Annotated in this window: 19 protein-coding genes and 2 pseudogenes; 13 read left to right on the top strand and 8 right to left on the bottom strand. The window is 56.4% G+C overall.

All coding sequences use genetic code 11. The annotated features are described in order from the left end of the window. Positions 1-3 precede the first annotated feature (3 nt). Positions 4-1,974, bottom strand: coding sequence for a 4Fe-4S binding protein (locus ACXAED_RS22920; protein ID WP_475053905.1), 1,971 nt, complete (start codon positions 1,972-1,974; stop codon positions 4-6). Positions 1,975-2,328: 354 nt separating this feature from the next. On the opposite strand from ACXAED_RS22920, the gene ACXAED_RS22925 reads away from it, so the two are divergent. The 9 genes and pseudogenes from ACXAED_RS22925 (at position 2,329) to ACXAED_RS22965 (ending at position 11,734) form a co-directional block, all read left to right on the top strand. Then, entirely contained in the window at positions 2,329-2,850 is a 522-nt protein-coding gene (locus ACXAED_RS22925; protein WP_475054074.1) for a DUF3305 domain-containing protein, read from the top strand. Continuing rightward, positions 2,847-3,452: a DUF3306 domain-containing protein gene (locus ACXAED_RS22930; RefSeq protein ID WP_475053908.1), complete on the top strand. Its 606-nt coding sequence runs from the start codon at positions 2,847-2,849 to the stop codon at positions 3,450-3,452. Before ACXAED_RS22925 ends, ACXAED_RS22930 begins: the two co-directional genes overlap by 4 nt. Beyond that, the gene (locus ACXAED_RS22935; protein WP_475053909.1) at positions 3,453-4,073 is read left to right on the top strand and encodes a TorD/DmsD family molecular chaperone; all 621 of its coding nucleotides are present in this window, start codon (positions 3,453-3,455) and stop codon (positions 4,071-4,073) included. Positions 4,074-4,147: 74 nt separating this feature from the next. Continuing rightward, positions 4,148-4,327 carry a twin-arginine translocation signal domain-containing protein gene (locus ACXAED_RS22940; protein WP_475053910.1) on the top strand — a complete coding sequence of 60 codons (180 nt, stop codon included), beginning with the start codon at positions 4,148-4,150 and terminating at the stop codon, positions 4,325-4,327. 109 nt (positions 4,328-4,436) lie between these two features. Continuing rightward, positions 4,437-7,415: a formate dehydrogenase subunit alpha gene (locus ACXAED_RS22945; protein ID WP_475053913.1), complete on the top strand. Its 2,979-nt coding sequence runs from the start codon at positions 4,437-4,439 to the stop codon at positions 7,413-7,415. 10 nt (positions 7,416-7,425) lie between these two features. Beyond that, positions 7,426-8,010, top strand: coding sequence for a formate dehydrogenase FDH3 subunit beta (gene fdh3B, locus ACXAED_RS22950; RefSeq protein WP_475053914.1), 585 nt, complete (start codon positions 7,426-7,428; stop codon positions 8,008-8,010). Between the two features lie 94 nt (positions 8,011-8,104). Beyond that, positions 8,105-9,301 (top strand): formate dehydrogenase subunit gamma, encoded by a 1,197-nt coding sequence (locus tag ACXAED_RS22955; RefSeq protein ID WP_475053916.1) that lies wholly within the window; start codon positions 8,105-8,107, stop codon positions 9,299-9,301. Positions 9,302-9,730: 429 nt separating this feature from the next. Then, positions 9,731-10,621: a LysR family transcriptional regulator gene (locus ACXAED_RS22960; RefSeq protein WP_475053919.1), complete on the top strand. Its 891-nt coding sequence runs from the start codon at positions 9,731-9,733 to the stop codon at positions 10,619-10,621. Positions 10,622-10,729: 108 nt separating this feature from the next. Beyond that, positions 10,730-11,734: pseudogene (locus tag ACXAED_RS22965) on the top strand (IS5 family transposase). 572 nt (positions 11,735-12,306) lie between these two features. On the opposite strand, the gene ACXAED_RS22970 reads toward ACXAED_RS22965, so the two are convergent. The 3 genes from ACXAED_RS22970 to ACXAED_RS22980 all read right to left on the bottom strand — a co-directional run bounded on the left by ACXAED_RS22970 (position 12,307) and on the right by ACXAED_RS22980 (position 16,775). Then, positions 12,307-13,506, bottom strand: a complete 1,200-nt coding sequence (locus ACXAED_RS22970) for a malate--CoA ligase subunit beta (protein ID WP_475053920.1) — start codon at positions 13,504-13,506, stop codon at positions 12,307-12,309. A 593-nt stretch (positions 13,507-14,099) separates the two neighbouring features. Next, entirely contained in the window at positions 14,100-14,990 is an 891-nt protein-coding gene (gene folD / locus ACXAED_RS22975) for a bifunctional methylenetetrahydrofolate dehydrogenase/methenyltetrahydrofolate cyclohydrolase FolD (protein WP_475053923.1), read from the bottom strand. A 108-nt stretch (positions 14,991-15,098) separates the two neighbouring features. Beyond that, complete coding sequence (locus tag ACXAED_RS22980) at positions 15,099-16,775, bottom strand: formate--tetrahydrofolate ligase (protein ID WP_475053924.1); 1,677 nt, start codon at positions 16,773-16,775, stop codon at positions 15,099-15,101. Between the two features lie 1,833 nt (positions 16,776-18,608). Here ACXAED_RS22980 and ACXAED_RS22985 point away from each other — a divergent pair. The 4 genes and pseudogenes from ACXAED_RS22985 to ACXAED_RS23000 form a co-directional block, all read left to right on the top strand. Beyond that, positions 18,609-19,667 carry an Mrp/NBP35 family ATP-binding protein gene (locus ACXAED_RS22985; RefSeq protein ID WP_475053926.1) on the top strand — a complete coding sequence of 353 codons (1,059 nt, stop codon included), beginning with the start codon at positions 18,609-18,611 and terminating at the stop codon, positions 19,665-19,667. Next, positions 19,664-20,359 carry a biotin/lipoate--protein ligase family protein gene (locus ACXAED_RS22990; RefSeq protein WP_475053928.1) on the top strand — a complete coding sequence of 232 codons (696 nt, stop codon included), beginning with the start codon at positions 19,664-19,666 and terminating at the stop codon, positions 20,357-20,359. Before ACXAED_RS22985 ends, ACXAED_RS22990 begins: the two co-directional genes overlap by 4 nt. 581 nt (positions 20,360-20,940) lie before the next feature. Then, on the top strand, positions 20,941-21,927 hold the full coding sequence (locus ACXAED_RS22995) for a GlxA family transcriptional regulator (protein ID WP_475054077.1): 987 nt from the start codon (positions 20,941-20,943) through the stop codon (positions 21,925-21,927). Between the two features lie 103 nt (positions 21,928-22,030). Continuing rightward, a pseudogene (locus ACXAED_RS23000) lies at positions 22,031-22,285 on the top strand (IS110 family transposase); the annotation flags it as partial. A 111-nt stretch (positions 22,286-22,396) separates the two neighbouring features. Here the strand turns inward: ACXAED_RS23000 and ACXAED_RS23005 are convergent. Genes ACXAED_RS23005 through ACXAED_RS23020 form a run of 4 tightly spaced genes read right to left on the bottom strand, consistent with a single transcriptional unit; the run spans position 22,397 to position 25,997 of the window. After that, entirely contained in the window at positions 22,397-22,963 is a 567-nt protein-coding gene (locus ACXAED_RS23005; RefSeq protein ID WP_475053931.1) for a tyrosine-type recombinase/integrase, read from the bottom strand. Between the two features lie 24 nt (positions 22,964-22,987). Next, on the bottom strand, positions 22,988-23,401 hold the full coding sequence (locus ACXAED_RS23010) for a tyrosine-type recombinase/integrase (RefSeq protein ID WP_475053932.1): 414 nt from the start codon (positions 23,399-23,401) through the stop codon (positions 22,988-22,990). Next, a complete protein-coding gene (locus ACXAED_RS23015; RefSeq protein ID WP_475053935.1) occupies positions 23,398-24,768 on the bottom strand; it encodes a tyrosine-type recombinase/integrase in 1,371 nt (456 codons plus the stop codon). The genes ACXAED_RS23010 and ACXAED_RS23015 overlap by 4 nt, the downstream gene beginning before the upstream one ends. Further along, the gene (locus tag ACXAED_RS23020; protein WP_475053936.1) at positions 24,765-25,997 is read right to left on the bottom strand and encodes a site-specific integrase; all 1,233 of its coding nucleotides are present in this window, start codon (positions 25,995-25,997) and stop codon (positions 24,765-24,767) included. Before ACXAED_RS23020 ends, ACXAED_RS23015 begins: the two co-directional genes overlap by 4 nt. Between the last annotated feature and the right edge of the window lie 3 nt (positions 25,998-26,000).

The following is a 26,000-nucleotide window of genomic DNA, read 5'->3' on the forward strand; positions in this document are numbered from 1 at the left end:
ACCTCACGCGTCATTTTGCGGTTTTCCTTTGAGATAATCGGCAGTCGTACGTGTGTGCCGCTGGGACTGCGCTGCCATCGGCGCATCGCGAGAATGGAATTGGGCACCGATCCGGCAGTCACTGCACATTCCTATCAGTCTCAGGCTGGCCGAATCCTTGTACATCGAATGGGATTGGAGTTTCTCAGTAATACGCTCAATAGTGGATCTAACACCAAAGTGTGCGCCGCATTCGGTACAGGCAAAGGGTTCTTCCTCACGCAAAACAATCTGCCGCAGGCTGTCTTCGGTTAATTCTAGGCGCGGCTCAAACTGAATTGCATCTTCTGGACAGGCGCTGGCGCAGATGCCGCACTGCAGACATGCGTCTTCCTGAAAGCGCAACTGCGGCTGGTCGGGATTATCGGTAAGTGCACCCGACGGGCACAACGAGACGCATGACAGGCAGAGCGTGCAGCTCTCCTTGTCCACCAGGACGGCGCCGTAAGGTGCCCCCTCAGGGAGCGGCAAATATTTCCTGCCCTTTTGCAGAGTGCGAGCGGCTTGACGGGTGATCTGGCGGCGTGAGCCCAGCGGGCGGATTGGCTTTGCCACCGGCTCCGGAACCGTTTCTGCGAAAAGGGCATCTGACAGGGCATCGGGATCGCTGGTATCCAGCAGCTTCACCTGGGCATCGCCACCGATTGCCTGAGCCAGCGTCAGCTGTGCTCCAAGCGCCGCTCGGTCCGTGCCGGGGCCGGGCAGAACCGTGACAGAGGCAAAACCTGCAGCGAGAGCCGCAACGGCTTCGGCATGCCCGAAGGCGCCGACTGCGCGGAGCTCTAGCGGGATGACATCTGCTGGCAGGCCGTCCCCGTATCTAGCGGCAAGACGAATCATCTCTGCGCCATGATGGTCATGAACAAGAAGCCTTGGTTTTTCCCCGCCCGCCTGCAGGAAAGCGCGCGCAAGAGTTTGGATGCGGATAAAGGTCTCCTCGACCGGCGGAGCATCAAAGGAGACGGCTCCGGACGGGCAAACCGCAGAACATGCCCCGCATCCGGCGCAGATCATCGGATCAATAGCCACCTGATCGCCTTGCGGCACGATGGCGCCCGTGGGGCAGAGATCCAGGCAGCGGTTGCACCCCGCCAATTCGGCTCGCGAATGGGCGCACAGAAGCGGCTCGGTCCGGACATACAGGGGTTTCTCGAAAGTGCCTGTCAGATGCGAAGCAGACAGAATTGCCGCCGCGACGGACTGGGGACGGCCAGGGTCTGCATGCAAATAGCCCTCGCGTTTTTCCGGGGCTGGAAACAGAGGCGGGGCCTGGCGCAAGTCGAGAATGATGTCACATTTAGCAGTCGCGCCGTCTTTCAGGGCGGACATGGCAAATGGGCCGCGCCCGCCGGGTTCGACTTCGCGGAATCCATCAATCGTTACTTTGAAACTACCTAGCGCTCCCGCGGCTGCGCGGATTCTTCCGGTTATCACATCATAGACGCGGCTGTCCGGGATATCGTCTGGGTCCAATAATAGTAACGTGACCCCGAGATAGGGCGCAAGCCGCTCCGCGGCCTCGCACGCCACCTCGCCCGTACCCAGAATTAGGCACAGACCGTTGGAGACCACATCCATTGATTTGGCCGCTTGTGCGGGCAACTGTGTCTCGGCCACCAGAGCGGTCATCTTCGGCAGTTTTGAGGCTGGGTCTTGGCTCCACCCGGCACGGTCGCGAAGATCCGTCAGCCTCGGGGAAGGTAGGTCCAACTCCTCGGCGAGTTCCTGAAACACTCGCGCCTCCTGCGTGCAGCAGATGAGAGCCTGCTTGCTCGCGAGCGCTTCAGCAGCGCGATGGGCTTGCCGCGTACAAAGCGCGGTGCATGGGTGAGGAACCTCCAATCCGGTGGCTTCGGCAAGGCCCTTAGCGTCTATTTTCTGGCTGCCTTGGCAGTCGCAAGTTATCAGAGTTTTCACCAAGTTTCCTCCTCCCATCCTAGTTTTCCGCGGGGGCGCCGAGCTTGGCGCGAACCCGTTCCTCGGCATATTGCCGCTCCAGCTGGCACCTGAACGCGGCTTTTTTTGAACCCGGGCGCCTGCTAGCGGTGGGGTGATTCGCTTCGCAAACAGCCATAAAAAGTCTGACCAAAAGATTCGGTTTGGTCTTTTTGTCCTCCAGCTTCGGCGCCGTGACCCGGTATCGGGACTTGTTGTCCAGAAGCCGGTGAAGATTGCTGTTTTCCACAGAAATGCACTGTTCAGAGCCTATCTCGTGTATAAACCAAGGGCGAAAGGGAGGGAACTTTGGTGTCAGGCCAGCCGGACAATTTTCAAACGATACAGATAGGAGTGGTCGTTCGGCGTGCCCCCGGAGCGACCCGCTGGGTCAAAAGAGTTTGGCATTCGGTAGCCGTGCTCCCGGGTGCCGGACCCGCACGATGGCGCGAATTGAGGCGCGAGGGCGAAGCGGTGGAATACCACGCCGCGACCCTGCCTCTGGTGCTCCACAGGTCCGAGACGGAAGCCTACCTGGAGGCCATCACGGCGGAGCTCCCCGGCGTCTGGGTTGTGATGCGCAGGGCGCAAGGGACCTTTCCGTTTGAAGTTTCGCTGGTCACCGCCTCGCCTTACGAAGCACAGGATTATGCCGACGGCGGAGAAGATCTGGTTGGGAAAGTTGCGATGCCGCCGGGGCTTTTTGCTTGGGTACAAGAGTTCGTAGCGCGCCATCACCAACCGCAGGAGTTCTCCAAACGCCGTCGCAAGCCTCACAATGCGGAGGCCGCACAATTGTGCATTGGCGATCCGCGTATTGAGAAAGCAGCAGATGTCTATAGTGCGCCCGCAGTGCATAGGGCGAGGCTGACATGACCGGCTTCTGGTCCCGGCGCAAAGCCGCAGTAAAAGCAGAAAAGGAAGCAGCGTTCGAGGCTTTTGAGACCGCCGAAGTTGCGCAGGTGCCGCAGATTGCGGAGCAAAGCGATGAAGAATTTCTGCTGGACCATCGCCTTCCGCTGCCGGAAGAGGCCGACAGCGTTGAAATGGTGCGGCGCTTTCTGGACGCACCGCTTCCGGACAGGCTGAAACAGCGGGCGCTGCGGCGGCTTTGGCGTTTGAACCCGGTCCTGGCAAACCTTGATGGTCTGGTCGACTATGCCGACGATTACACCGATGCTGCGACCTGCATCCCCGGCCTGCAGACAGCGTACAAAGTGGGAAAAGGATTGCTGGCGCATGTGGAACATGCGGCGGGAGGGGGGGATCCCCAGCACGCGGACGGCAACAAGGGCGACCCGGACACAGCTGAAATGGCAGAGCACGGAAATCCCGCGGAATGGCAAGAGCCGGGAGCGGCACAATCACAGTGCTTGGCTGGCGATGATGATACGTCCCGTTCGCTAGAACCCGAGTCCGTGCCAGCTGTTCTGCCGGCCTCCGCTTACCGGATGAAGTTTAGTTTTGAAACATCTTGAATGATGAAAGGCTCCAAGATGAACTCTGCCACACGCAGCCATGTCGCCGAGGAAGAGCAGTTGCGTGCAAATCTCTACAATTTCCTCGGGCTAATACTTGCTCGCCCACCAGAAGCGCTGGTGCTGGCCAGGGTCGCCGCATTCGTCGGCGGCGATAGCAGCTTGGGTAAAGCAATTCAAGAACTGGCCGAGGCAGCAGGGAAGATTGAGCCAAAGTCTGTGGAACGGGAGTATAATCGCCTTTTTATCGGCTTGGGCCGAGGCGAGCTGCTTCCCTACGCGAGCTACTATATGACTGGCTTTTTGCACGAAAAACCGCTTGCGCTGCTGCGCCAGGATATGGCCCGGCAGGGGTTAGAACGGGCCAAGAATGTTTTCGAGCCCGAAGACAATATTGCCAGTCTCATGGAAATGATGGGAGCACTTATTGAAGGGCGTTTTGGAGAGGCTGCGGGAGTGCGGGCCCAAAAAGCACTGTTCAGCAAGCACATTGCCCCTTGGGCCGGTCATTTCTTCGCGGATCTGGAGCGTGCGAAAAACGCTTCCTTTTACGTACCCGTGGGGACCGTAGGCAGCCTTTTCATGGAGATCGAAACGGAGGCATTCCGTCTGGTTGGTTAGCTTTGACGGATCACAAGTGTTGCGTGCTCCCGCATCTTCGGCGCGGAGGCAGCCAACCAGTAAGGGAGGAACTAATGACAAAGCAAAACCGCGCGACGCGCCGGGAATTCTTGAAGCTGGCTGCAACGTCCGCTCCGGCTGCCGTTGTCTTGGCAACTAGCGCCGAAAGCCAGGCTGCCGAGCCTGATCTGGATACAACAACGTTGCAAGACACTGCGCATGCCCGGGCGTACTACGCCAGCGCACGGTTCTGACCGGCGCTCAGCGCGCGGTTTTAGCGAGCGGCCGGTCGGCACTTGATCGCACGAGTACACATCCACGTCCGCCGAAATTCCGGCGAACGAAGAAAGCGAGGGGGAGATCATGTTAAGGAAAAAGACAAACGGAGCAGCACGGCACTCGCGGCGAACAGCTATTCTATCGGAAGCCGGAAACACCTCAGTTGACCGGCGAGCGTTTCTGCGTTCGTCCGGTATCGCGATTGGCGGCCTTGCAGCGGTTACCGCGGCCGGCGGCACGGTCGCAAAGGCAAAGGCGCCAAAGGTTTCCACCGGGCATGTGGATATCAAGAAGACGGTGTGTGTACATTGTTCCGTTGGCTGCACCGTCGTCGCGGAAGTCTCGGACGGGGTCTGGATTGGACAGGAGCCCGGTTGGGACAGCCCGATAAACCTTGGCGCACATTGTGCCAAAGGCGCCTCTGTCCGCGAGGCCGCCCATGGCGAGCGGCGGCTTCGGTATCCCATGAAGAAAGTCGGTGCCGAGTGGCAGCGTATCTCCTGGGATCAAGCGATCGAAGAGATTGGCAGCAAGCTGTTGAATATCCGGGACAGTTCAGGCCCGGACAGCGTCTACTGGCTGGGCTCCGCCAAGCACAGCAACGAACAGGCCTATTTGTTCCGCAAATTTGCCGCCTATTGGGGTACCAATAACGTGGACCATCAGGCGCGAATTTGCCATTCCACAACCGTTGCCGGCGTTGCGAACACTTGGGGCTACGGCGCCATGACCAACTCCTTTAACGATATACACAACTCCAAAGCGATCCTGATTATCGGCGGCAACCCGGCCGAAGCGCACCCGGTTTCGCTTCAGCATGTACTGAAGGCAAAAGAACAGAACAACGCGCCCTTGATAGTCTGCGATCCGCGTTTCACACGCACTGCGGCCCATGCGGATGAATATGTGCGGTTCCGGCCCGGCTCGGACGTTGCACTTGTTTGGGGGCTTCTGTGGCACATCTTCGAAAACGGTTGGGAGGACAAGGAGTTCATCCGCACCCGGGTTTGGGGAATGGACCAGATACGCTCCGAAGTTGCGAAATGGACCCCAAAAGAAGTCGAACGTGTTTCCGGTGTGCCAGGAGAGCAGCTGCGACACGTCGCGAAGCTGATGGCCGACAACCGCCCCGGAACGCTGATCTGGTGCATGGGAGGCACCCAGCACACGAATGGCAACAATAATACCCGCGCCTACTGCATTCTCCAACTGGCCTTGGGCAACATGGGCGCGCCCGGCGGCGGCACCAATGTTTTCCGCGGACATGACAACGTACAGGGCGCCACCGACCTTGGTGTTCTTGCCGACACGCTGCCAGGTTACTACGGCCTGACCGAAGGGTCCTGGGCGCATTGGGCACGGGTGTGGGAAGAGGATCTGGCCTGGCTGCAGGGCCGCTTCTCCACCTATAAGACAGAAAGCGGCGAACACAAAAAGATGATGAATCTCATCGGCATACCAGTGTCGCGTTGGATAGACGGCGTTCTGGAAGCCAAGGAGAACCTGGAACAGCCAGACAACACCCGGGCCATGGTGTTCTGGGGCCATGCGCCGAATTCCCAAACCCGTCTGAAGGAAATGAAGACAGCTATGGAGAAGCTTGATCTCCTGGTTGTGGTGGATCCCTACCCCACGGTCTCGGCGATCATGCACGACCGGATGGACAACACCTACCTGCTTCCGGCCGCGACCCAGTTCGAGACTTACGGTTCGGTAACCGCGTCGAACAGATCTCTGCAGTGGCGTGAAAAAGTGGTCGAACCGCTGTTCGAAAGTTTGCCGGACCATGTGATTCTGCACAAGTTTGCAACCAAATTCGGCTTTGCCGACCGAATGTTCCGGAACATTGAGGTAAATCGCGGAGAGCCTCTCATTGAGGACGTCACACGCGAGTACAACCGCGGAATGTGGTCGGTTGGATACACCGGCCAGACGCCGGAACGCCTCAAACTGCACATGGCCAACCAGCATACTTTCGACCGCACCACGCTGCGGGCTGCTGGCGGCCCCGCGGTTGGAGATTATTACGGGCTGCCTTGGCCTTGCTGGGGAACACCTGAGATAAAGCACCCGGGTTCCGCAAACTTGTATGACCTGTCGCTGGCTGTCAAAGACGGTGGCCTTCCATTTCGCGCCCGTTTTGGTGTCGAGCATAACGGTGAAAACCTGCTGGCAGAAGGCACATATACTGCAGGCTCTGAAATCCAAGACGGATATCCGGAATTTACGATGCAAATGCTGATCGATCTCGGCTGGGACAGCGATCTTACGGCCTATGAAAGGAAGATGATCGAATACATAGCGGGGTACGCCAACACGCCGCCCGAAAGCAACGACCTGCACCGAAGGCAAGCCGCGACAGTATCCTATCCGGTTGAATGGGTGGACAAAATTGGCAGCGTTAACTGGAAGACGGATCTTTCCGGTGGCATCCAACGCGTCGCGATTGCGCATGGCTGTGCACCCTACGGCAACGCAAAGGCTCGGGCTTCAGTATGGACATTTCCGGATCCAGTTCCGGTACACCGGGAACCGCTTTATACCAGCCGACGGGATTTGGTTGCGGATTACCCGACCTATCAGGACAAGTTCTTCTGGCGCGTTCCAACTCTCTACGCATCGATCCAGAAGCATGATTTCGCCAGAGACTTTCCGATCATTCTCACCTCCGGGCGGCTGGTGGAATACGAGGGCGGCGGCGACGAAACCCGATCGAACCCCTGGCTGGCTGAATTGCAGCAAGATATGTTTGTCGAGATTAACCCCCACGATGCCAATACTTTGGGGATACGGGACGGTGCGCAGGTTTGGCTGGAAGGGCCAGAAGGCGGCAAGGTCAAGGTAATGGCCCTGCTGACTGAAAGAGTGGGTGAAGGCGTTGCATTCATGCCATTCCATTTCGGTGGGCATTTTGAAGGAGCGGACCTACGGCACAAATATCCTGATGGGGCTGACCCGATCGTACTCGGCGAGTCGAGCAATACCGCTCAAACCTACGGTTATGACAGCGTTACCCAAATGCAGGAGACGAAAGCGACTCTCTGCAAAATAACCCCAGCGTAAGGAGATCGAAATGGCTAGAGCTAAATTTCTTTGTGACGCCGAACGCTGCATCGAATGCAACGCGTGCGTCACGGCGTGTAAAAACGAACACGAGGTTCCCTGGGGTATCAATCGGCGGCGCGTGGTGACAATTCAGGACGGACAGCCAGGAGAGCGTTCAATTTCTGTAGCATGTATGCATTGCTCGGATGCCCCTTGCATGGCGGTATGCCCGGTCGACTGTTTCTACCAGACTGATGACGGGATTGTCTTGCACAGTAAAGATCTCTGCATCGGCTGCGGCTACTGCTTCTATGCGTGTCCTTTTGGGGCGCCCCAGTATCCGCAAGCTGGAAATTTTGGTTCCCGGGGAAAAATGGACAAATGCACATTTTGCGCGGGCGGCCCTGAAGAAAACCATTCACAAGCGGAGTTTACAAAATACGGCCGAAACCGAATCGCGGAAGGCAAATTGCCGATCTGCGCTGAAATGTGTTCGACAAAGGCGCTGCTGGCCGGAGATGGCGACGTGGTGTCGGACATTTACCGCGAACGCGTTGTGGCGCGCGGCTTCGGCTCGGGCGCTTGGGGCTGGGATATTGCTTATGACCAATAGGGACACCGCGCGCAAAAGCAGAAACACTCAGTCAGCCGGTGCGTGGCTGCTGGTTCTGGAATTTGCTCACCTAAAACAGGCCTAGGAGAAGATCATGTTGCGCCAACTGAAAGCTTTCATCCTGAAAGCTATCATAATGCTTGTTTTGATGGCATCACCTGCGGTGATGGCTGCGCAGGAAACGGAAGGGCCCCCAGTCACGAAACCTGGACGCTCTGAACCCGCATCGGGCCTAGATGACATCCTAGCGCGGCAGCGCAGTGATAACACGGATACCGTCCTTTCCCTTTCCGGCGGCGAAAAGGGTGTCCCGGCGTTTCACAAGCCCGGCCAATCAGATCTTTTAACAGCTTCCGATTTCTGGGGCGCGATACGCCACAATGACGCAGAAACCCGCGTCAGCACAAAACATCCCGCGGGAAAAGTCCTCATACAGGAGAGAGGAATTACATGGCAGGAAGTTCGAAAGGGTCCCCTGGCCAGGTACGGCGGCCTTCTGCTCCTGGGGACAGGTGCCGCACTTGCCTTGTTTTATTTGTTGCGGGGTACCGTTCCGGTCGAAGGGGGCATGGCAGGTAGAACAATAACACGCTTCAAAGCTGCCGAACGCTTTGCCCACTGGCTGCTCGCCGGCTCCTTCCTCCTTCTTGCCGTTACCGGCCTGCTTACGCTGTTTGGACGGATGTACGTTGCGCCCTTTCTCGGCAAGGATTTCAATTCAGCACTGCTGGCAGCCTCCAAACTCATCCACAACAACGTTGCCTGGGCTTTCATGTTGGGTCTGGTGCTAGTGTTCGTATTCTGGGTTTGGCACAACCTTCCGGACCGTACCGATCTGACCTGGTTTGCGCAAGCTGGGGGTATTATCGGAAACAAGCACCCGCCTGCCAAGAAGTTTAACGGCGGCCAGAAGATCATTTTTTGGTCGGTCATCCTTTTGGGTGGGGCAATCTCAATAACCGGGCTTTCATTGCTGATTCCATTTGAATTACAGATATTCGCACCCATTTTTGAGGCACTTGGTGATATAGGAGCTCCTGAGTGGATTGGCATCTCTACGCTCGATACCAATATCTCCCCGCAGGAGGAGATGCAGTTTGCCCATATTTGGCACGCAACCCTTGCGTTTGTTCTGATTGCAATAATTATCGCGCACATTTACATCGGCACCCTTGGAATGGAAGGTGCATATGACGCTATGGGATCTGGCCAGGTGGACACTAACTGGGCGCGCCAACATCATTCGATTTGGCTTGAAGAAGTCGAAAAGAAGCGAAGAGTTTCGAAGTAGTAGATGCAGACAGCTGAAAACGTGTTCTGAGCCGCTTCTAGACAAGCTGAATAGATGGATAAGGTGAGAGCACGAAACCATGAAATTTCCACTCTGTAAAAAGCAGTGTGGCATCTTGAAAATAAGGAAACTTCATTCCATGAAGTCTATGTTCTCCGGTTTTGCCGCGGCCCTCCTCATTGGAACTGGAGCCTATTTTGGCCTAAAGCTTATAGACATGACATCCTCAAAGACTTTTTCAGGTGAAAATGTTCGCCTAAATAGTCCTGAGTGAAAATTTAAATCGGTTCCAAATCCTCTCCACGTCAAAAATTAGCATCAAACTAATGCGGCGTTTTGACAACAACGGATAGTTTGACTGGTAACGCGGCGCTGTGGGCTCACCAAAATAACGTACTGAGCTCGTGCGAAGTTAAAAGGGAGCAGAAAATGCTCAAAAAGCTAGAAATGTTTATCGCTGTGGCCAAGGAGGAGCATTTTGGCCGCGCTGCTGATAGCCTGAACATTACCCAGCCAAACCTATCTGCTGGAATCAAGCAATTGGAGGATCAACTTGGAGTGCAACTTATTTTTCGCTCCGCTCGGTTTGACAGTCTGACGCCTGAAGGCCATAGGGTACTGAAATGGGCACGAAAGATAGTTGGAGATACAAGACAGCTAAAAGAGGAGATGAGAATCAGACGGCATGGCCTTTCCGGTCAAGTTCGCATTGCGGTGATACCAACGGCTCTTACTTGGGCCGCAAACTTGACAGCGAGATTCAGTGAAAAACACCCTAAAGTGCGGTTTACTATAATATCTCAAACCTCAGTAGAAGTGCATGCTATGATTGAAAATCATTCTGTGGATGTTGGCATTTCCTATCTTGATGACCAATTGGGAAAAAAGATGTGCAGTGAAGCGCTCTATCGTGAGTGCTATATGCTGATTTGCCATAAAGATTCTCCATTTTCAAAACTTGAATCAATAAATTGGGCGGAGCTGTCTGGAGAAAAATTGTGCCTATTGATGTCGAACATGCAAAATAGACGAATTATTGATAGATGTTTCGATGCTGCGCACGTCTCGCCCGAAGTGTGGATAGAGTCTAATTCGACTGTAGTTTTAACAAACAATGTACTGAAAGGAGGCTGGCTAACTGTGCTTCCATCAGACCTGGCAGAATTTCTTTGCCAAGGAAAGCCGCTGAAAACTGTACCTATCGAGCAATCTGGTCCGGATCATACTGTCGGATTGGTCGCACCATTTCGCGAAACGCAAACCCCAGTCCTCAATGAAATCATGTCTGAAGCGCGCAAGATGTCGAAGTTGCTTCCATGATTGAGCATTTATTCTTCAGTTGAGTGACTTAGACCCCATGATCGGTTTCTGAACAGACTGGGTTAGCGGCCTCTCCCGCGGCATTCTCCGTTCGAGGGTTGCGCCCGGTTGGCGGGTGGTGACCCGCTTGAGCCCCTGAATGCCACGGTAGATTTCGAACGTTTTTGGCCAATCCTGGAGCGCTAGGCTGGTAGGCCTCGTAGTCCGAAAGAGGGCCGCGCCTCGCTGGACGTGGTTCTGAAGTTCAGGATGCTGGCGCTGCAGATCCTTGACGGCCTCAGCCTTGATGCGACCGAACGGATGGTCCGAGACAGGTTGAGCTGGATGTGGTTCTGCGGGCTCGGCATCGCCAACACCGGGCCGGATGCAGACACCCTTTGGGATTTTCGTGAGGCGCTCATCAAGACCGGTGCCCTCGATGGGCTTTTCCAAGAACTAGACCGCGCAATCAACCAAGCGGGTTTCATTCCGCGCGCCGGGCAAATCATCGATGCCAGCCTCATTGCGCCCCCCCGCCAGCGCAAATCGGATGGCGAAAATGCAGCCATTAAGTCGGGCAAGCCTGCGAAGGCGTCGCAGAAAGACACCAATGCGCGCTGGACCGTCAAGTATTCCAAGGCCAAGACGCACGCCGACGGTAGCAAGCCCGTGGACCTCGCCATCCCGAACTTCGGCTACAAGAGCCATATCTCCATCGATCACCAGAACGAGATCATCCGCCGTCAGATCATCACCGACGCGACTCAGCATGATGGCGCACGCCTGCGCGAAGGTCTAATGCAGACAGCCAACACGGGGCGACGGGTCTGAGCGGATACCGCCTACCGGTCCGCCGAGAACGAAGCCTGGCTCGACGCCAACGGCATGGTGAGCGAAATCCATCGCAAGAAGCCCCGAGGCCGCCCAATGTCGAAACCAACATCCCGGGCGAACGACCGGAAGTCCGTCGTCCGTTCAAAGTTTGAGCATGTCTTCGGGCACCAGAAGGATCGCATGAGTCTCTTCATACGCACCATCGGCCTAGCCCGCGCCAAGGCGACAATCACGCTTGCCAACATGGTCTACAACATGGGGCGATTGCGGTGGCCGCTCAGCCGAAGTGCGCCTGCCTGACACCCGAGGGCTGAAAAACAACTCATCCTCTCAAGCCCAACCGCTGCAGCGGACCCATCAGGCCGTTTGAAGGGCCGCGTCAAGCAACACAGTAAGATCTCGGAGCGCTCCAGCTGATCTCGCTGATTGTTCGGCGGGGGGTTTCAATGTTGCTCCCTGCGGGACTACCCCGTCAATGACGAACCGCCAATGGGCGATCAGCAGCTTCCGAGCAAGCGCAACGATCATCACCTTAATCTGATCCACGGAGGGCTCCTTCGTTTCAGATCTTCACCGACTCACTCTGGCAAATTTCAATCCCGTTCAAGGGCCGTCCACTCCATCAAGGTGGGATCGCAACAGTTCAAATTGGGAGGCGGATATGTCGGAGATTATCACGGTCGAATTGGATCTGGCAAAGAATGTGTTCTAGGTCCATGTTACTGAAAGCTATGACAGTACTGCTTCACGCAAAACGCTCAGAAAGGCCCAGATGCTTGAATTCTTCGCCAGTAGCCGCCCTGCTTGGTGGCGATGGAGGCCTTCGTGGGTGGTTACAGCATCAGAGCCGATTTCGCGCCCAACCGTGAACCTCAATTTGTTGGCCTAACTCGTTTACGTTGGTCGATATCGTTCCTCCAGGCACCGACGACCCGCTCAGCGGCTTCCTTCAGTGAGGTTGCGCGGATCAGCGGCAGGCCGGATTGCGAGATTATTTTTTGACCTTCATGCAAATTTGTACCTGCAAGTCGGATCACAACGGGCACGTTGACTTCTAGATCCATTAGCCCCTGCACCACACCTTTGGCGACCCAGTCGCAGCGGTTGATGCCGGCGAAGATGTTGACCAGAACCGCCTGCACATTGCTGTCGGACATCACCAGGCGGAACGCCTTGGCCACCCGTTCCGGGGTAGCGCCGCCGCCGATGTCCAGGAAGTTGGCAGGCTCGCCGCCGGCCAGCTTGATGGTGTCCATGGTCGCCATCGCCAGGCCTGCGCCGTTCACGATGCAGCCGATGTTGCCTTCCAGGCCGACATAAGACAGACCGCGGTCGGCAGCGCGGCTTTCGCGCGGGTCTTCCTGGCTCTTGTCGCGCAGCTCGGCGATCTGCGGGTGGCGGAACAGGGCATTGTCGTCAAAGGTCATCTTAGCATCCAGCGCGATGACCCGGTTGTCCGAGGTGACCACCAGCGGGTTGATCTCAACCATGGTGGCGTCCAATTCCGAGAACGCCTGGTAGCAGCCCTTAAGCGTGCGCACCATTTGCTGCGTCATCGCCGGTTCAATGCCCAACTGAAACGCGATCTCGCGCGCCTGGAAATCCTGCAGGCCGACAACCGGCTCAACGGTGGAGCGTACGATGGACTCGGGGCGCTCGGCAGAGATCTCCTCAATCTCCATGCCGCCTTCGGACGAGGCAACGATCATCACCCGCTGGCTGGAACGGTCCAGCACAAAGCCCAGGTAGATCTCGCGGGCGATCGGCACCGCACCTTCTACATAGACACGGTAGATGCCTTTGCCTTCGGGGCCGGTCTGGTGGGTCACCAGCTTCTTGCCAAACATATTCTGAGCTATTTCGTAGATTTCAGCTTCTGAATTACATGGCCTAATTCCGCCCGCCTTGCCGCGGCCGCCTGCGTGAACCTGGGCCTTGACGATCCATTTGATACCGCCCAGTTCCCGCGCACGGCTGGCTGATTGCTCAGGGCTGTATGCCAACGCGCCCGGGGGAACAGTCACGCCGAAGTTACTCAGAACTTCCTTGGCCTGATACTCGTGGATATCCATGGTCCTCTCCTCCTCATGGATGTGAGATTAGACTGCTTCCAGTGGAGCACTCGTTGTGCTCTTCAAACAGCCTTTGATCGCCATTAAGTCGACGCTCGAAGCCTTACTACTCATCACCAACATGAAACTGTTGTCCGAGGCGGTGATGGCAGCATTGATATTCTGGTTAAAAATCGCCATTGGGGCCTACTTGGCTTCTTCCGCGCTAACAAATGTCTTGAAGTCGTCTCGACGTGCTGTAAGTCAACCGCCAAGCCCTTAAGGAATGCAGCATGTCGGCTGATAGTGATTGAAGCGATGTTGAAGGAATGACCATGTCGAAAAACTTCAGTGAGTTTTTCGGGGCCGCACCAAAACATACAGCCTATACTTGTGTAGCCGAAGCTGTTATCGACAAAAATTAGGGAGCAGACACTCCAAAAGATTCGAAGCACCAATTGTTCTAGACTAGAACACGAGATTAGCCCGTCAACAAAATGACCTTTAGGTGGGTGTTGAATTCAGTTCGCAACTCGTTCCATCTCATATCACCCAGACCAGAAGCGCAGGTTCGGTTTCTTGGGGCGCGAAAACATAAAGTGCGACCATATTTTTCATACTACTAGCCCTTCCGGTTCGGCTAGCCCATTCTCTCTTCTACAAGCAACTAACGTATTAGCCAAGAGACAGGCGATGGTCATCGGGCCGACGCCGCCCGGCACCGGGGTGATGGCGCCGGCGCGCTCGGCGGCGGAGGCGAAGTCGACGTCGCCCACCAGCACGTTCTTGCCGCCGCGTTCGATGCGGTTGATGCCGACGTCAATCACCGTGGCGCCTTCCTTGATCCAGTCGCCCGGCACCATTTCCGGGCGCCCGACGGCGGCCACCACGATGTCGGCGCGGCGCACCACTTCGGGCAGGTCCTTGGTGCGCGAATGCGCGATGGTCACGGTGCAGCTGTCGCTCAGGAGAAGCTGCGCCATCGGCTTGCCGACGATGTTGGAGCGGCCGATCACCACCGCGTCCATGCCCGAAAGGCTCCCGTGGTGGTCGCGCAGCATCATCAGGCAGCCCAGCGGCGTGCAGGGCACCATCGATTTCTGGCCGGTGCCCAGCAGGCCGACGTTGGAGATGTGGAAGCCGTCCACGTCCTTCTCCGGCGCGATCGAGTTGATCACCAGCTCTTCGTTCATGTGCTTCGGCAGCGGCAGCTGCACCAGGATGCCGTTGACCGCCGGGTCGCTGTTCAGCTTGCCGATCAGCGCCAGCAGGTCCGCCTCGGAGGTCTCCGCGTCCAGCTTGTGCTCATAGGAGTTCATGCCCACTTCGACGGTGCTCTTGCCCTTGGAGCGGACATAGACCTGGGAGGCCGGGTCCTCGCCCACCAGCACCACCGCCAGGCCGGGGGTGATGCCGTGCTCTTCCTTCAGCCGGGCGACGTGTTCCGCCACCTGGCCGCGCACCTTGGCCGCGAAGGCCTTGCCGTCAATCAGAGTTGCTGCCATCGTTTTCTTCCTTTCCGCACCGGATTCGCACCCCGGATTTGGTTCAATAATTTCAATGCTTCAGTTGTTTAGGGAGAGCTGGGGAGCTACGGTCCAATTCTAGTTGGCTCAGAACAAGCCTTCGATCTGGCCGTCCGCATTCAGGCGGATGGTTTCCGCCGCAGGGGTGCGCGGCAGGCCCGGCATGGTCATGATCTCGCCGCAGACCGCGACGATGAAGCCGGCCCCGGCCGACAGGCGCACTTCGCGCACCGGCACCGAGTGGCCCACGGGCGCGCCGCGGCGGTTCGGGTCGGTGGTGAAGGAGTACTGGGTCTTGGCCATGCAGACCGGCAGGTTGCCGTAGCCCGCTTCTTCCCATTCCTTCAGCTGATTGCGGACCTTGTTGTCCGCCAGTACCTCGTCGGCGCGGTAAATGCGCTTGGCGATGGTCTCGATCTTCTCGAACAGCGGCATGTCGTCCGGGTAGATCGGCGAGAAGTTCGCCTGGCCGGAGTCGGCCAGCTCAACCACCTTCTGCGCCAGATCGATAGAGCCCTCGGAACCCAATTCCCAGTGACACGACAGCACCGCCTCGACGCCGTGGGTGCCGCAGTAGTCCTTCACCGCCTGCACTTCGGCATCGGTGTCGGTCACGAAGTGGTTGATCGCAACCACAACCGGCACGCCGAAGGATTTGACGTTCTCGATGTGGCGGCCGAGGTTGGCGCAGCCCTTCTTGACCGCCTCGACGTTTTCCGCGCCCAGGTCCGCTTTGGCGATGCCGCCGTTCATCTTCATCGCGCGCACGGTGGCCACGACCACCACCGCCGACGGCGAGATGCCCGCCTTGCGGCACTTGATGTTCATGAACTTCTCGGCGCCCAGGTCGGCGCCGAAGCCCGCCTCGGTCACCACGTAGTCGGCAACCTTCAGCGCGGTCTTGGTGGCGATCACCGAGTTGCAGCCGTGCGCGATGTTGGCGAACGGGCCGCCGTGCACGAAGGCCGGGTTGTTTTCCAGCGTCTGCACCAGGTTCGGCTGCATCGCGTCCTTCAGCAGCACGGTCATCGCGCCTTCGGCCTTGATGTCGCGGCAGTAGACCGGGGTCTTGTCGCGGCGGTAGGCCACGATGATGTCGCCGAGGCGCTTTTCCAGGTCCTTCAGGTCGTTCGCCAGGCACAGGATCGCCATCACTTCCGAGGCCACCGTGATGTCAAAGCCGGCTTCGCGCGGGAAGCCGTTGGAGACGCCGCCCAGAGACGCGGTGATGGTGCGCAGGGCGCGGTCGTTCATGTCGACCACCCGGCGCCAGGCGACGCGGCGGGTGTCGATGTCCTGCTCGTTGCCCCAGTAGATGTGGTTGTCGATCATCGCGCTGAGCAGCGAGTGCGCCGAGGTGATGGCGTGGAAGTCGCCGGTGAAGTGGAGGTTCATCTCCTCCATCGGCACCACCTGGGCATAGCCGCCGCCTGCAGCGCCGCCCTTCATGCCGAAGTTCGGCCCCAGCGAGGCTTCGCGGATACAGATCATCGCGTTCTTGCCGATCCGGTTCAGGCCGTCGCCCAGGCCCACGGTGGTGGTGGTCTTGCCTTCGCCCGCCGGCGTCGGGTTGATCGCGGTCACCAGGATCAGCTTGCCGTCCTGCTTCGACTGCACCGAATCGATGAACGCCTGGCTCACCTTCGCCTTGTCATGGCCGTAGGGCAGCAGGTCCCTGTCCGAAATCCCGATCTTCGCGCCAATCTCCTGGATCGGCTTCTTCTGCGCCTCACGCGCAATCTCGATGTCACTCTTGTAGCTCATGGAGTTCCTTTTAGAAGTTCTGGGTATTTTCCTTGAAGCCACAACGACACCACAACTCTATCTCCTAACTCGATTCAGATCGAAAAATTAGGCCGATTCCCCATTGAAATCTAACTTTCGCTGCGACTATTATTTTAATTTACTCACCAGAACACAGATTTGAACACCTGAATTCTCTGTGATCATATTGAGTTTTCTTGTGAGCAAACAGGTCCTGTAGTTGTGGCAAGAACATGTGCCAATGTGGCATCTCTACTTTTATCTACAGCTTTGTCTGTGTGTGGGGGGGGGGGGGCACTTTCCTCGCCGAGGCAATTTCCTCCATTTTGCAGTCGCCTAAGTTCCCAATCCAAGTTATAAGCGACCCTTGCTTTTCTTCTTTTCGGGCCTGATTAAACATACCCATTTCAACCTCTCTATGAGCCTCAAGCATTCTAGGCCTTAAGGCAACTTACCCCTAGAAGATTGCAAGATACGACATGGGTCAACAAAAAAGTGACAGCAAACAAAGTTCTATTGCGTCAGGCTGTCCAACCCCAAGAACCCATATCCGTAAATGTGTGACATACTGTCCATTGAGTGAAAAAACTTCATAGCCTTTTGGGAAATACTGCCCCTCTTTGAGAATATTTTCCTTTTTTAAACCTTGGACTCTGACTTGTGCTTCTGCGCAGAACTCAACAACCAAGCCTTTTCATGAGAAGTTTTGAAGCCAGCACTCCAAAATGCATTTTTCAAGATGCCGTCCCAGCTCAAAGAGCCAATGGTAAACTATTGAAATAAATCAAATTAACCATTACCGACCCTTCGGCGCCCAGATCATTTCCCCAGGAGGGATTAAATTTTCTATTGCTGAAACGGCTCTCCTTCGCCTAAATATGGAACTCCACCGTTCGAGAATCGGCTTGAACCCTCAATTGTTTCCTCAGGAGAAAACATGGCTGAATCTATGATAACTTTCGCTTCTATTGGTATGGTTCGAACAGGTTCTCGAGTGTTCTCGGAGAGCTTTTTCCAAGGGCTTCATCAATCGGTACGGTATCGCCTCATAAAAAATCAACTGTACAACCGCGGGCGAACAGAAATGTAACGAAACTTTCTGAGCCCCAACAGAGTCAGAATTTTCGAAGTTCAGGCAGAAAGCTACGATAGCTAATCTCTTACTCTTCTGTTCGCCTTGGCGGGTACGAGCAGGGTGGAGCGATGTTTCGGCCCCGAAACTGTTCAAAATCTCTGCCTTTGATTTCGGAGGCTTGGCTCCTGAAATCAGCCTCTTTAATCTAAGGCCCCTTGCCTAAGGATTTTGTCTAATGTTCTATCCCGCCGAGGCGACCACACTCATGGTCGATTAGCTGCAAGACACGTCATCCGCGCTCCTCATCGGCAATCATCCCCTGGCTTTGCATTGTTGATGACGCCTACTCAAAATTCCGGCCGTCAACCGTCTGGCGCTAATTTTGAATTGGTGCCTTTCCGACATCGGAACGCGGCCTTTGAGCAAGCGTTTCAGTGGCAGAACACCCGCAATGCCAGTTCTTATGATGAAGCTCCTTTTATGCTCCGTCGAACAGGGCCTCACCATTTGCGCCAAGTATCAGAGCCGCCTAGGCGACGTCGGCCAGTTCAAGCTTTACCGGCAATTTTCACGAGACGCGCATCAACTGACCTAAGGTAGGTATCTGCAATAGATGAAACCGCAACAGCTGAGTGTCGTCTGCCATCACAGCTACAAGCATAGCAACGAAAAGATCGTTAACCAGCCCCGACAGTCAAGACGGGGGTCAGCCTTGGCGACGCGCTTCAAGCGCGTCAATGGCAGAAAGGAAACCAAAGATGAGTATAGAGGCCGTTCGCAAGGTTCTACAATCCATTGCCGATCCAGTTTTAGGCGGTGACATTGTCGCAAGCGGCGTCGTACGGGCGTTGACTGTGGATGATACCAAGGTGCGTTTCGTAATGGAGGTAGCAAAAGAACATGCACAGAAATACGAAACCGCTCGACTCAAGGCAAAAGCGAAACTGATGGAAATGGCAGGTGTAGAACAGGTTTACATCGGGCTAACGAGCCATTTAGACATAGCGCCGCCAGACCTAAATTCGGGTCCAGCACCACGGCCGCAAGGGCCTCAATCCATTCCTGGTGTGCAAAAAATAGTCGTGGTGGCTTCTGGCAAAGGCGGTGTCGGGAAATCGACGGTCTCTGCCAATCTTGCTTGCTCGTTGGCAGCACGAGGGCGCAGGGTTGGGCTGCTGGACGCCGATGTCTATGGCCCATCGCAACCCCGTATGCTGGGTGTCTCAGGGCGCCCCTCCTCACCTGATGGCAAGACTATCCTTCCGTTGAACAATCATGGAGTCACGTTGATGTCAATCGGCCTGATGGTAAACGATGGGCAAGCGGTCGTTTGGCGAGGTCCGATGCTAATGGGGGCTTTACAACAGATGATGATGCAGGTGCAGTGGGGGGCGCTTGACGTACTGATCGTGGACCTGCCGCCTGGGACTGGAGACGTTCAAATGACGCTGGCGCAAAAAACCCTTGTCAATGGTGCTATTGTTGTTTCAACGCCGCAGGACATCGCCCTTTTGGACACGCGGAAAGGGATCGACATGTTCAAGCAGTTGGATGTCCCGATTTTAGGCATGATCGAAAACATGTCCACGCATATTTGCTTGAACTGCGGGTATGAAGAACATGTCTTTGGCCGCGGTGGTGCGGCCGCAGAAGCCGCAAAGCTCGGCGTACCCCTGCTGGCCGAAGTGCCACTGGACATTCAGATCCGACTCGCCGCTGATTGCGGAGCGCCGGTCACAGTAACCCAGCCTGACAGCCCACAGGCGCATGCATTCCACCACATCGCCGAACAGCTAATCCAGCAGGGTATGGCATGAGCGGCCTGAGGTTTCCTCCTATGATGCAGGGCGAAGCTTGCACAGAAAACCCCTTCGCCACCGCATGTCTCCGCGCGATCACAGGATGCGATGCAGGCTTGGTATGCTACAGCTTATCCCCCCCTCAGATAGAGGCCTCCATTGTTCTAGCACCTGAAATTCCTCTTCAGCAGTCAATGAGCATGCTTCCGCTCTGCGGAGTAAGCTTTGAGAGTGCTCTGGTTTCGCTCGCCCCACCTGAAGTCGCTGTACAACTTGGCTGGGATGGCACTCTCTTTCTAAACGGTGCCAAGTGCGGCCACTTTCGTGTAGCGGCATCTTCCGATGACCCAGGAACCATACCCAATTGGCTAGTGATTGGGCTCACCTTGTGGCTTTGGCCGTCACGAAACCCAGGTAAGACACCAGATCATACCACAATATTTGCCGAATGCGGCGGTGAAGTGCCGCCGGGGCAACTTATTGAGGCCTGGGCGCGACACGTTCTCAACAGGATCACCCACTGGGAAGACGAGGGACCCTGCCGTTTACGTGCCGAGTGGCTAGATCTGGCGCGCGGTCTGGACGAAAATGCTTCGCAAAATGGCTTGAGCGGAACTTTCGAAGGCGTGGACAGAAGTTTCAGTATGCTGCTGCGGGATGGCCTAGATACACACCTGATATCGCTCACGACCATTCTGAAACAGCCATGAAACGTGCTCTTGCAATACACGTCGCTGAATTTCAGCCCGATGCCTAACACAAGACGATGCACACCGGAGAACGGTGTTTGCCTGCACGGCTGAAATTTCAATTTGATCAGAGCCTCATCGGTTCAACAATTTTACTCGGCTTGTATCTACGGCTGCTTTGGGGGTGATTGCCCTAGATCGGGTAGCCATTTTCCGTCGCTGAAACTACTTCAGTCGAACTCGACGGCCTTACAAATCTATTTTCCCCAACTGTTTGTCATCTTTAGCCCCTGAGAAAGGTAAAAAACTCATGTAGCGGCCAATGAATTGTCCAAAACGGTTGAGCTTTTAGAAGTTCAGGCTTTCAGCGATATATTGCCCACTCTCCACAACCAGACAATGGAGATAGCGCAAGCAACACTAAATTTATCATCCCTGATGAAATAAAGAGTCGCCAGCTTGTGTTTCAATGGTTGATAATGAAAGGAGGTGAATCCTTCACAGTTTTCGCGCCAAAGAAAAGGCATCTCAGTTCAGCATCTCGTTCGAATGGGGCTTCTCCCCACCATCGAACACATCAGAGGAAGTTAATATTGGTAGAAATGAAAAGAAAATCTGAAGAAAACCACTCCCGCAGAAAACTTAAAAAGAACGTATCGGTGGAAATATTTATTCAGAAAAATTTCTCCGAAATAGAGGCCGCCTCGATCACGTCCACACTGGCAGTCGCAAATAAAGTTGGAAAACTTTTCCATTTCAGATGGCGGTTCGTTTCAGACACTCCCGGTTTGGTAGAGGGAGAAGGTGGATTTCTGGCACGTTCTGAACCATCTGTTTTTGATCACAACTTACCCGATCTGTTGATTGTTGTTGGTGGCCACAACGCATCACCCAATGGGTGGATGGCTCGCAAACGAGCAATGCAGAGAATAGGGAGAACTACGGTATTGTTATCGGATTCTGCGACTGCATACATTAGGGCCACTCATTCTTGCGAGCGAGATTTCACCACTCACTGGAGGGATGTTCTTGTTCTTTCAGAAGAAGGATTTTACCCATCTTTGAGTACGCGCTACGTAGAAAGCTCTGACGGGGTGATAACTTCTGCGGGCTCCAACTATACATCAGAGCTAGTAATTTCTATACTCGCGAGCTACCTCTCAAGAAAAGAACTTGCAGAGATTGCAAGTCAACTAATGATACGAACGGTTCGAAATAGAACTGCAGAGCAGCCCAAAGGGGTTAGTTTCATAAAAAATGCTTTCTGCCCGACTGTTTCGCAAGCCATCAGATTGATGGAACAAAACATCTCCGAACCACTTTCAATAAAAGAAATATCGCTTCAACTCAAAGCATCAATACGTCAGATCGAGCGTTCATTTAACGCGCAACTGAACATGTCTCCATCGCGTTTCTATAAAAGGTTGCGCACGCAAAATGCGCACTTGCTGCTAACGGAAACAGAAATTCCCCTTATTGAAGTTGCGCTCTCCGCTGGATTTTCTTCCGTCTCCGGGCTTTCAAATGCAGTTCGAACGGAGTATGGGGTCACGCCGACACAGGCTAGATTGGGTTCAAGACTTCGGTGACAGGATGAACTTATGCTGTGGATGGGCCTTGATGCTGTAACCGCCCCCCGACGGCATCGGTGTGCCAAGATGGGATCGCAACAATCCATATTGGGAGGCGGTCATGTCGGAGATTATCACAGTCGGACTGGATCTGGCGAAGAATGTGTTCCAGGTCCATGGTGCTGACAGCAGAGGCAGTGCTGTCTTACGCAAGAAGCTTAGAAGGGCCCAAGCGCTTGAATTCTTCACCAAGTTGCCGCCCTGCCTGGTGGCGATGGAGGCCTGAGGGGGAGCGCATTTCTGGGGTCGGGAGCTGGCCAAGCTCGGTCACGACATCAAGCTCATCCCGCCCGCCTATGTGAAGCCCTTCCTCAAGTAATGATCACCTCTCCATTACTTTAATTATCATCAGGTGGCCATAATGCGGAGGAACGTGCGCAGACCTGCTGCTTACCGGCGTTTTCGCCCCATATTCCTCCACATTATTTCAGAGCGTATCGAGCCAGGCGAGCAGGCTCGCATCCCGTTTCCATGACGGCGGATGAACTGCCGTTGCCGGAAGACTGACTTGCTCCAGTGCCTTTCGCTTCGTTTCCAGGTTCGCCTTCGCGTAATGGTTGGTGGTGTCGAGGCTCACGTGGCCAAGCCAGCTGCGGATGACCGTGATGTCGACACCGGCCGAGACAAGATGCACGGCGGTGGCGTGGCGGAAGCTGTGCGGCGTCACATGTTTGGCGTGCAACGATGGCTCGGTTCCGGCCGCCGCTTTCACATAGCCCGCAAGCTTGAACCGGACGCCCGAGGCACTGAGCGGCTCGCCATAGCGGTTCACGAACAGCCGCTGGTCCGGTGCTCGCGGTTTTCGTTCCAATAGCTTTTTCAACAGCAGCACGGTTTCTGGCCAGAGCGGACAGATGCGTTCCTTGCGGCCCTTGCCTGTCAGCCGCACGCAACTTGGGCTATCAAACCGGATCATATCGGGGCACAGGTCGAGCGCTTCCTGTATTCGTGCGCCGCTGTTGTAAAGGAACGAGAGCAGCGTGTGATCGCGCATGCCCTCGAGGGTCGAGCGGTCTGGCTAGGCAAGGATCGCTGCCACTTCCGCCGGTTCCAGATAACAGGGTTCCGATACCGGTGCTCGCTTGACCGGGATGTTGAGGATTTCCGCGCATTGAGCGACCGATGCTGGCTCTCTGGTCGCCACGAAGTTGAAGAAGCTGCGGATCGCGGCAAGCCGGCAGTTGCGCGTGCCGATTGTGCCGCCGCGCTCATGTTCAGTGTGCCTCAGGAACTCAGTAACGTCGCGGGCAGTCAGATCGGCCAGCGTGATCATCGCAACCGTCTTTTTTGCGCGCTGTGCGGCGAACCGCAGAAACAGCCGCCAAGTGTCGCGGTAGGATCGGACCGTATGGACGGAGGCGTTACGCTGCTCAACAAGCCACTCATAGAAGAACGCGCGCATCAGGTTCGGGAACGGGTTCGCCTTGTTCATGACCTCACCTCCCGCCCAAGGTCGAGGCAGGGTGCGCCCACGGCTCTGAACCGTTCGCTGGCGTGATGCAGAAGATCCTGCGTGACGGTGATGTAGACCAGGGTGGAATTGATATCCCGATGCCCGAGGTAAGTCGCGAGGAACGGCAGCCGGTCCTGCGGATTGATGCCCGCTTTGTACCATTCCAAGATGCGGTTCACGACCATCGAGTGGCGCAGATCGTGAACGCGCGGCCCGGTTCGCCCTTGCAGTGGCTTCAACCCGGCGCGCCGTATGACGTTAGTGAGCAGCCAGGTGATCATTTCCGGCGTGTAGCGGCGGGTGCGGCCCTGCTCGTGCCAGAACAGACTGAAACATGGATCCTGCGATGCGCCGGCACGGCGCCGGGCTTTGATATAGGCTCGAAGCTCGGCCATCACGCTGGCGGGCAGCGGCAGGATTCTGGTTTTGAAGAACTTCGTTTGGCGAACCGTGATCGTACCGCTCTGGAGATCGATGTCGCCAAGATCGAGACGGGCAAGCTCGCCCCGCCGCAAGCCTGCACAATAGACCAGCACCAGCATGGTGTAGATCGTCAGCGGGCGAAGTGGTGACCGTGGTGAGGGATAAGAACGAGCGACGTCGAGCATCCGCCGCATATCGGCAGGCGAGTAGATGTGGGGCTTGCGCCATTGCTTGACCACGTCCTTCTGCGGTCTCGGGTCCGGTCGGCGCGATGGGATCGATGGATCCCGGTGACGGAAGATTTTCGTGAGGACACGCCTGAGATTTTCACATTCGGCAGCGTGATTGCTCGTGGATTTCGCCGCCGCCCAGTGTTCGAGTATCACCTCGATCGGCTGTTCCTGGAGCGCCGGGTTCAGCTGCAGGAACCGGTCAAATCTCAACAACCGGGCAGACTGCGAAGTGTATTTGTACCCCCGGTTCCGCATCAGCGCGACGTGCTCAGCCAAAACCTCTCCCAGCACGCTGCCGAACGGCCGGGGCCGGCGCAACTCGGCAAGGGCCTTTTTCGGATCGCGCGACGCCAGAGCGCGCCAGACCGGCGTGCACTGCTTGATATTGCATGCGTCGAGCAGGGTGGTGACGGGATTGCGGTCGATCGCCTCGGTATGCAGAAGGTGATCGAGGAACCGGTCAACGATGCGGGTGCGGTGCAGCAGCGTAGTCGCTGCCCAGCATTCAGCCGATACCCGCAGCCACGCGACCAGCACGTCCTGACCAAGTTCGCTGTGATGCTCGGCGACGTCCTGGAAGCTGTGCAATACCTGCCGGTAGCAGGTTCGGCTTTTCATGCTGCGCAGACCAAGGCCTGCGAGATAGAGGTCAATGATCGTGCGATCGGGATCGGGCCAGCGAGCGGTCATGCCAGCCCCTCCGCGCCCGGCACATCAAGCGCAATGGCCCTGAGATCCTCGGTGGCAAACTTGAGGTAAGGAGCCGTCGACGCGGTTGAGCGATGCCCCAAAAGGTCGCCGATGGCTTTTTGCGGAACTGACGTGCGCAGCATCTCGACCGCACGCGCATGGCGGAAGATGTGCGGCCCGCATTTGCCTGGCGGCTTGATGCCGGCATTGCAGAGCCGCCGTCGAACCAGACTGTATAGCTTCTCAAGCTTGCGATAGGGCGCGCGCGTGCGGATGAAGATTTCCCTGGCATCGGTCGCTGGCCGTCCGGAACGCAGATAAGCGAGAACGGCCTCGCCCGCAGGCGCCATCAAGGGCAGGAACGAGCAGGCTCCCGTTTTGCTGTGACGGACACGGATGGTTTCGCTCCGCCAGTCGATGTCCTCGATCCGGAGATTGCGGATTTCTCCAGACCGCAACCCATAGGTTGCAAGGAGTTGCAAGATCGCATAGTCCCGCAGCCCCGCCGGTGTCTTGTCCGCCCTCGCGCTTTCCAGAACCGCGGCGATCTGGCCCCGTTCCAGGATCGAGGGCACACCTTCATAGGCGTAGAGCAACGGCGCGATGATGTGCGGCGACAGGTCGGTCGCAATGTGGCCCGCCCTATAGAGATAACGCAGCAGCGAACGAAGCCGCTCCGCAACAGATTTCAGCGAGCTGCGCGTCAGCTTCAATGCACGCAGATCCATATAGCGGTCGATGTCGCCGACACTCAGATCCATCAGGCCTTCGGCACCGCATCGTTCGAATTGCCAGGCCAGGAAGTGTCGGGCCTCCCACAGAAGCGCATCGATGCTGGGCCGGGCAAGGCCACGCTCATCGAGAAGCCATGCCTCGTACTCGTTGCAGATCGTAAATCGCAACGCGTCGGCCGCACAGGCCGCATTTGTAGCCGGTGGCCAGCGACCCTGCACAAGCCGCAGCAGCGCGTGAATGCCCGCGCACGGAATCTGGTGCCAGCGCGGACCGGGACGGCGGCCGTGACGACGCTGGAACAGCGTGACCGCTTCGCGCAGGTATTGCTCCACTTGGGCTTCGGTTACATCCGCGACCGGGATATTCCGCTGCGCAAGATGGTCAAGGAAGCCGCGCGCATAGGCGCAGTAATTCCTGACCACGACCGGGCTGTATTCTTGGCTGGTCAGTTCGGTTTCGAGTTCGGTGATTACTTGGCGATCGGCTTTTGTCATCGC

The organism is Leisingera sp. ABM4_103, assembly GCF_056158685.1.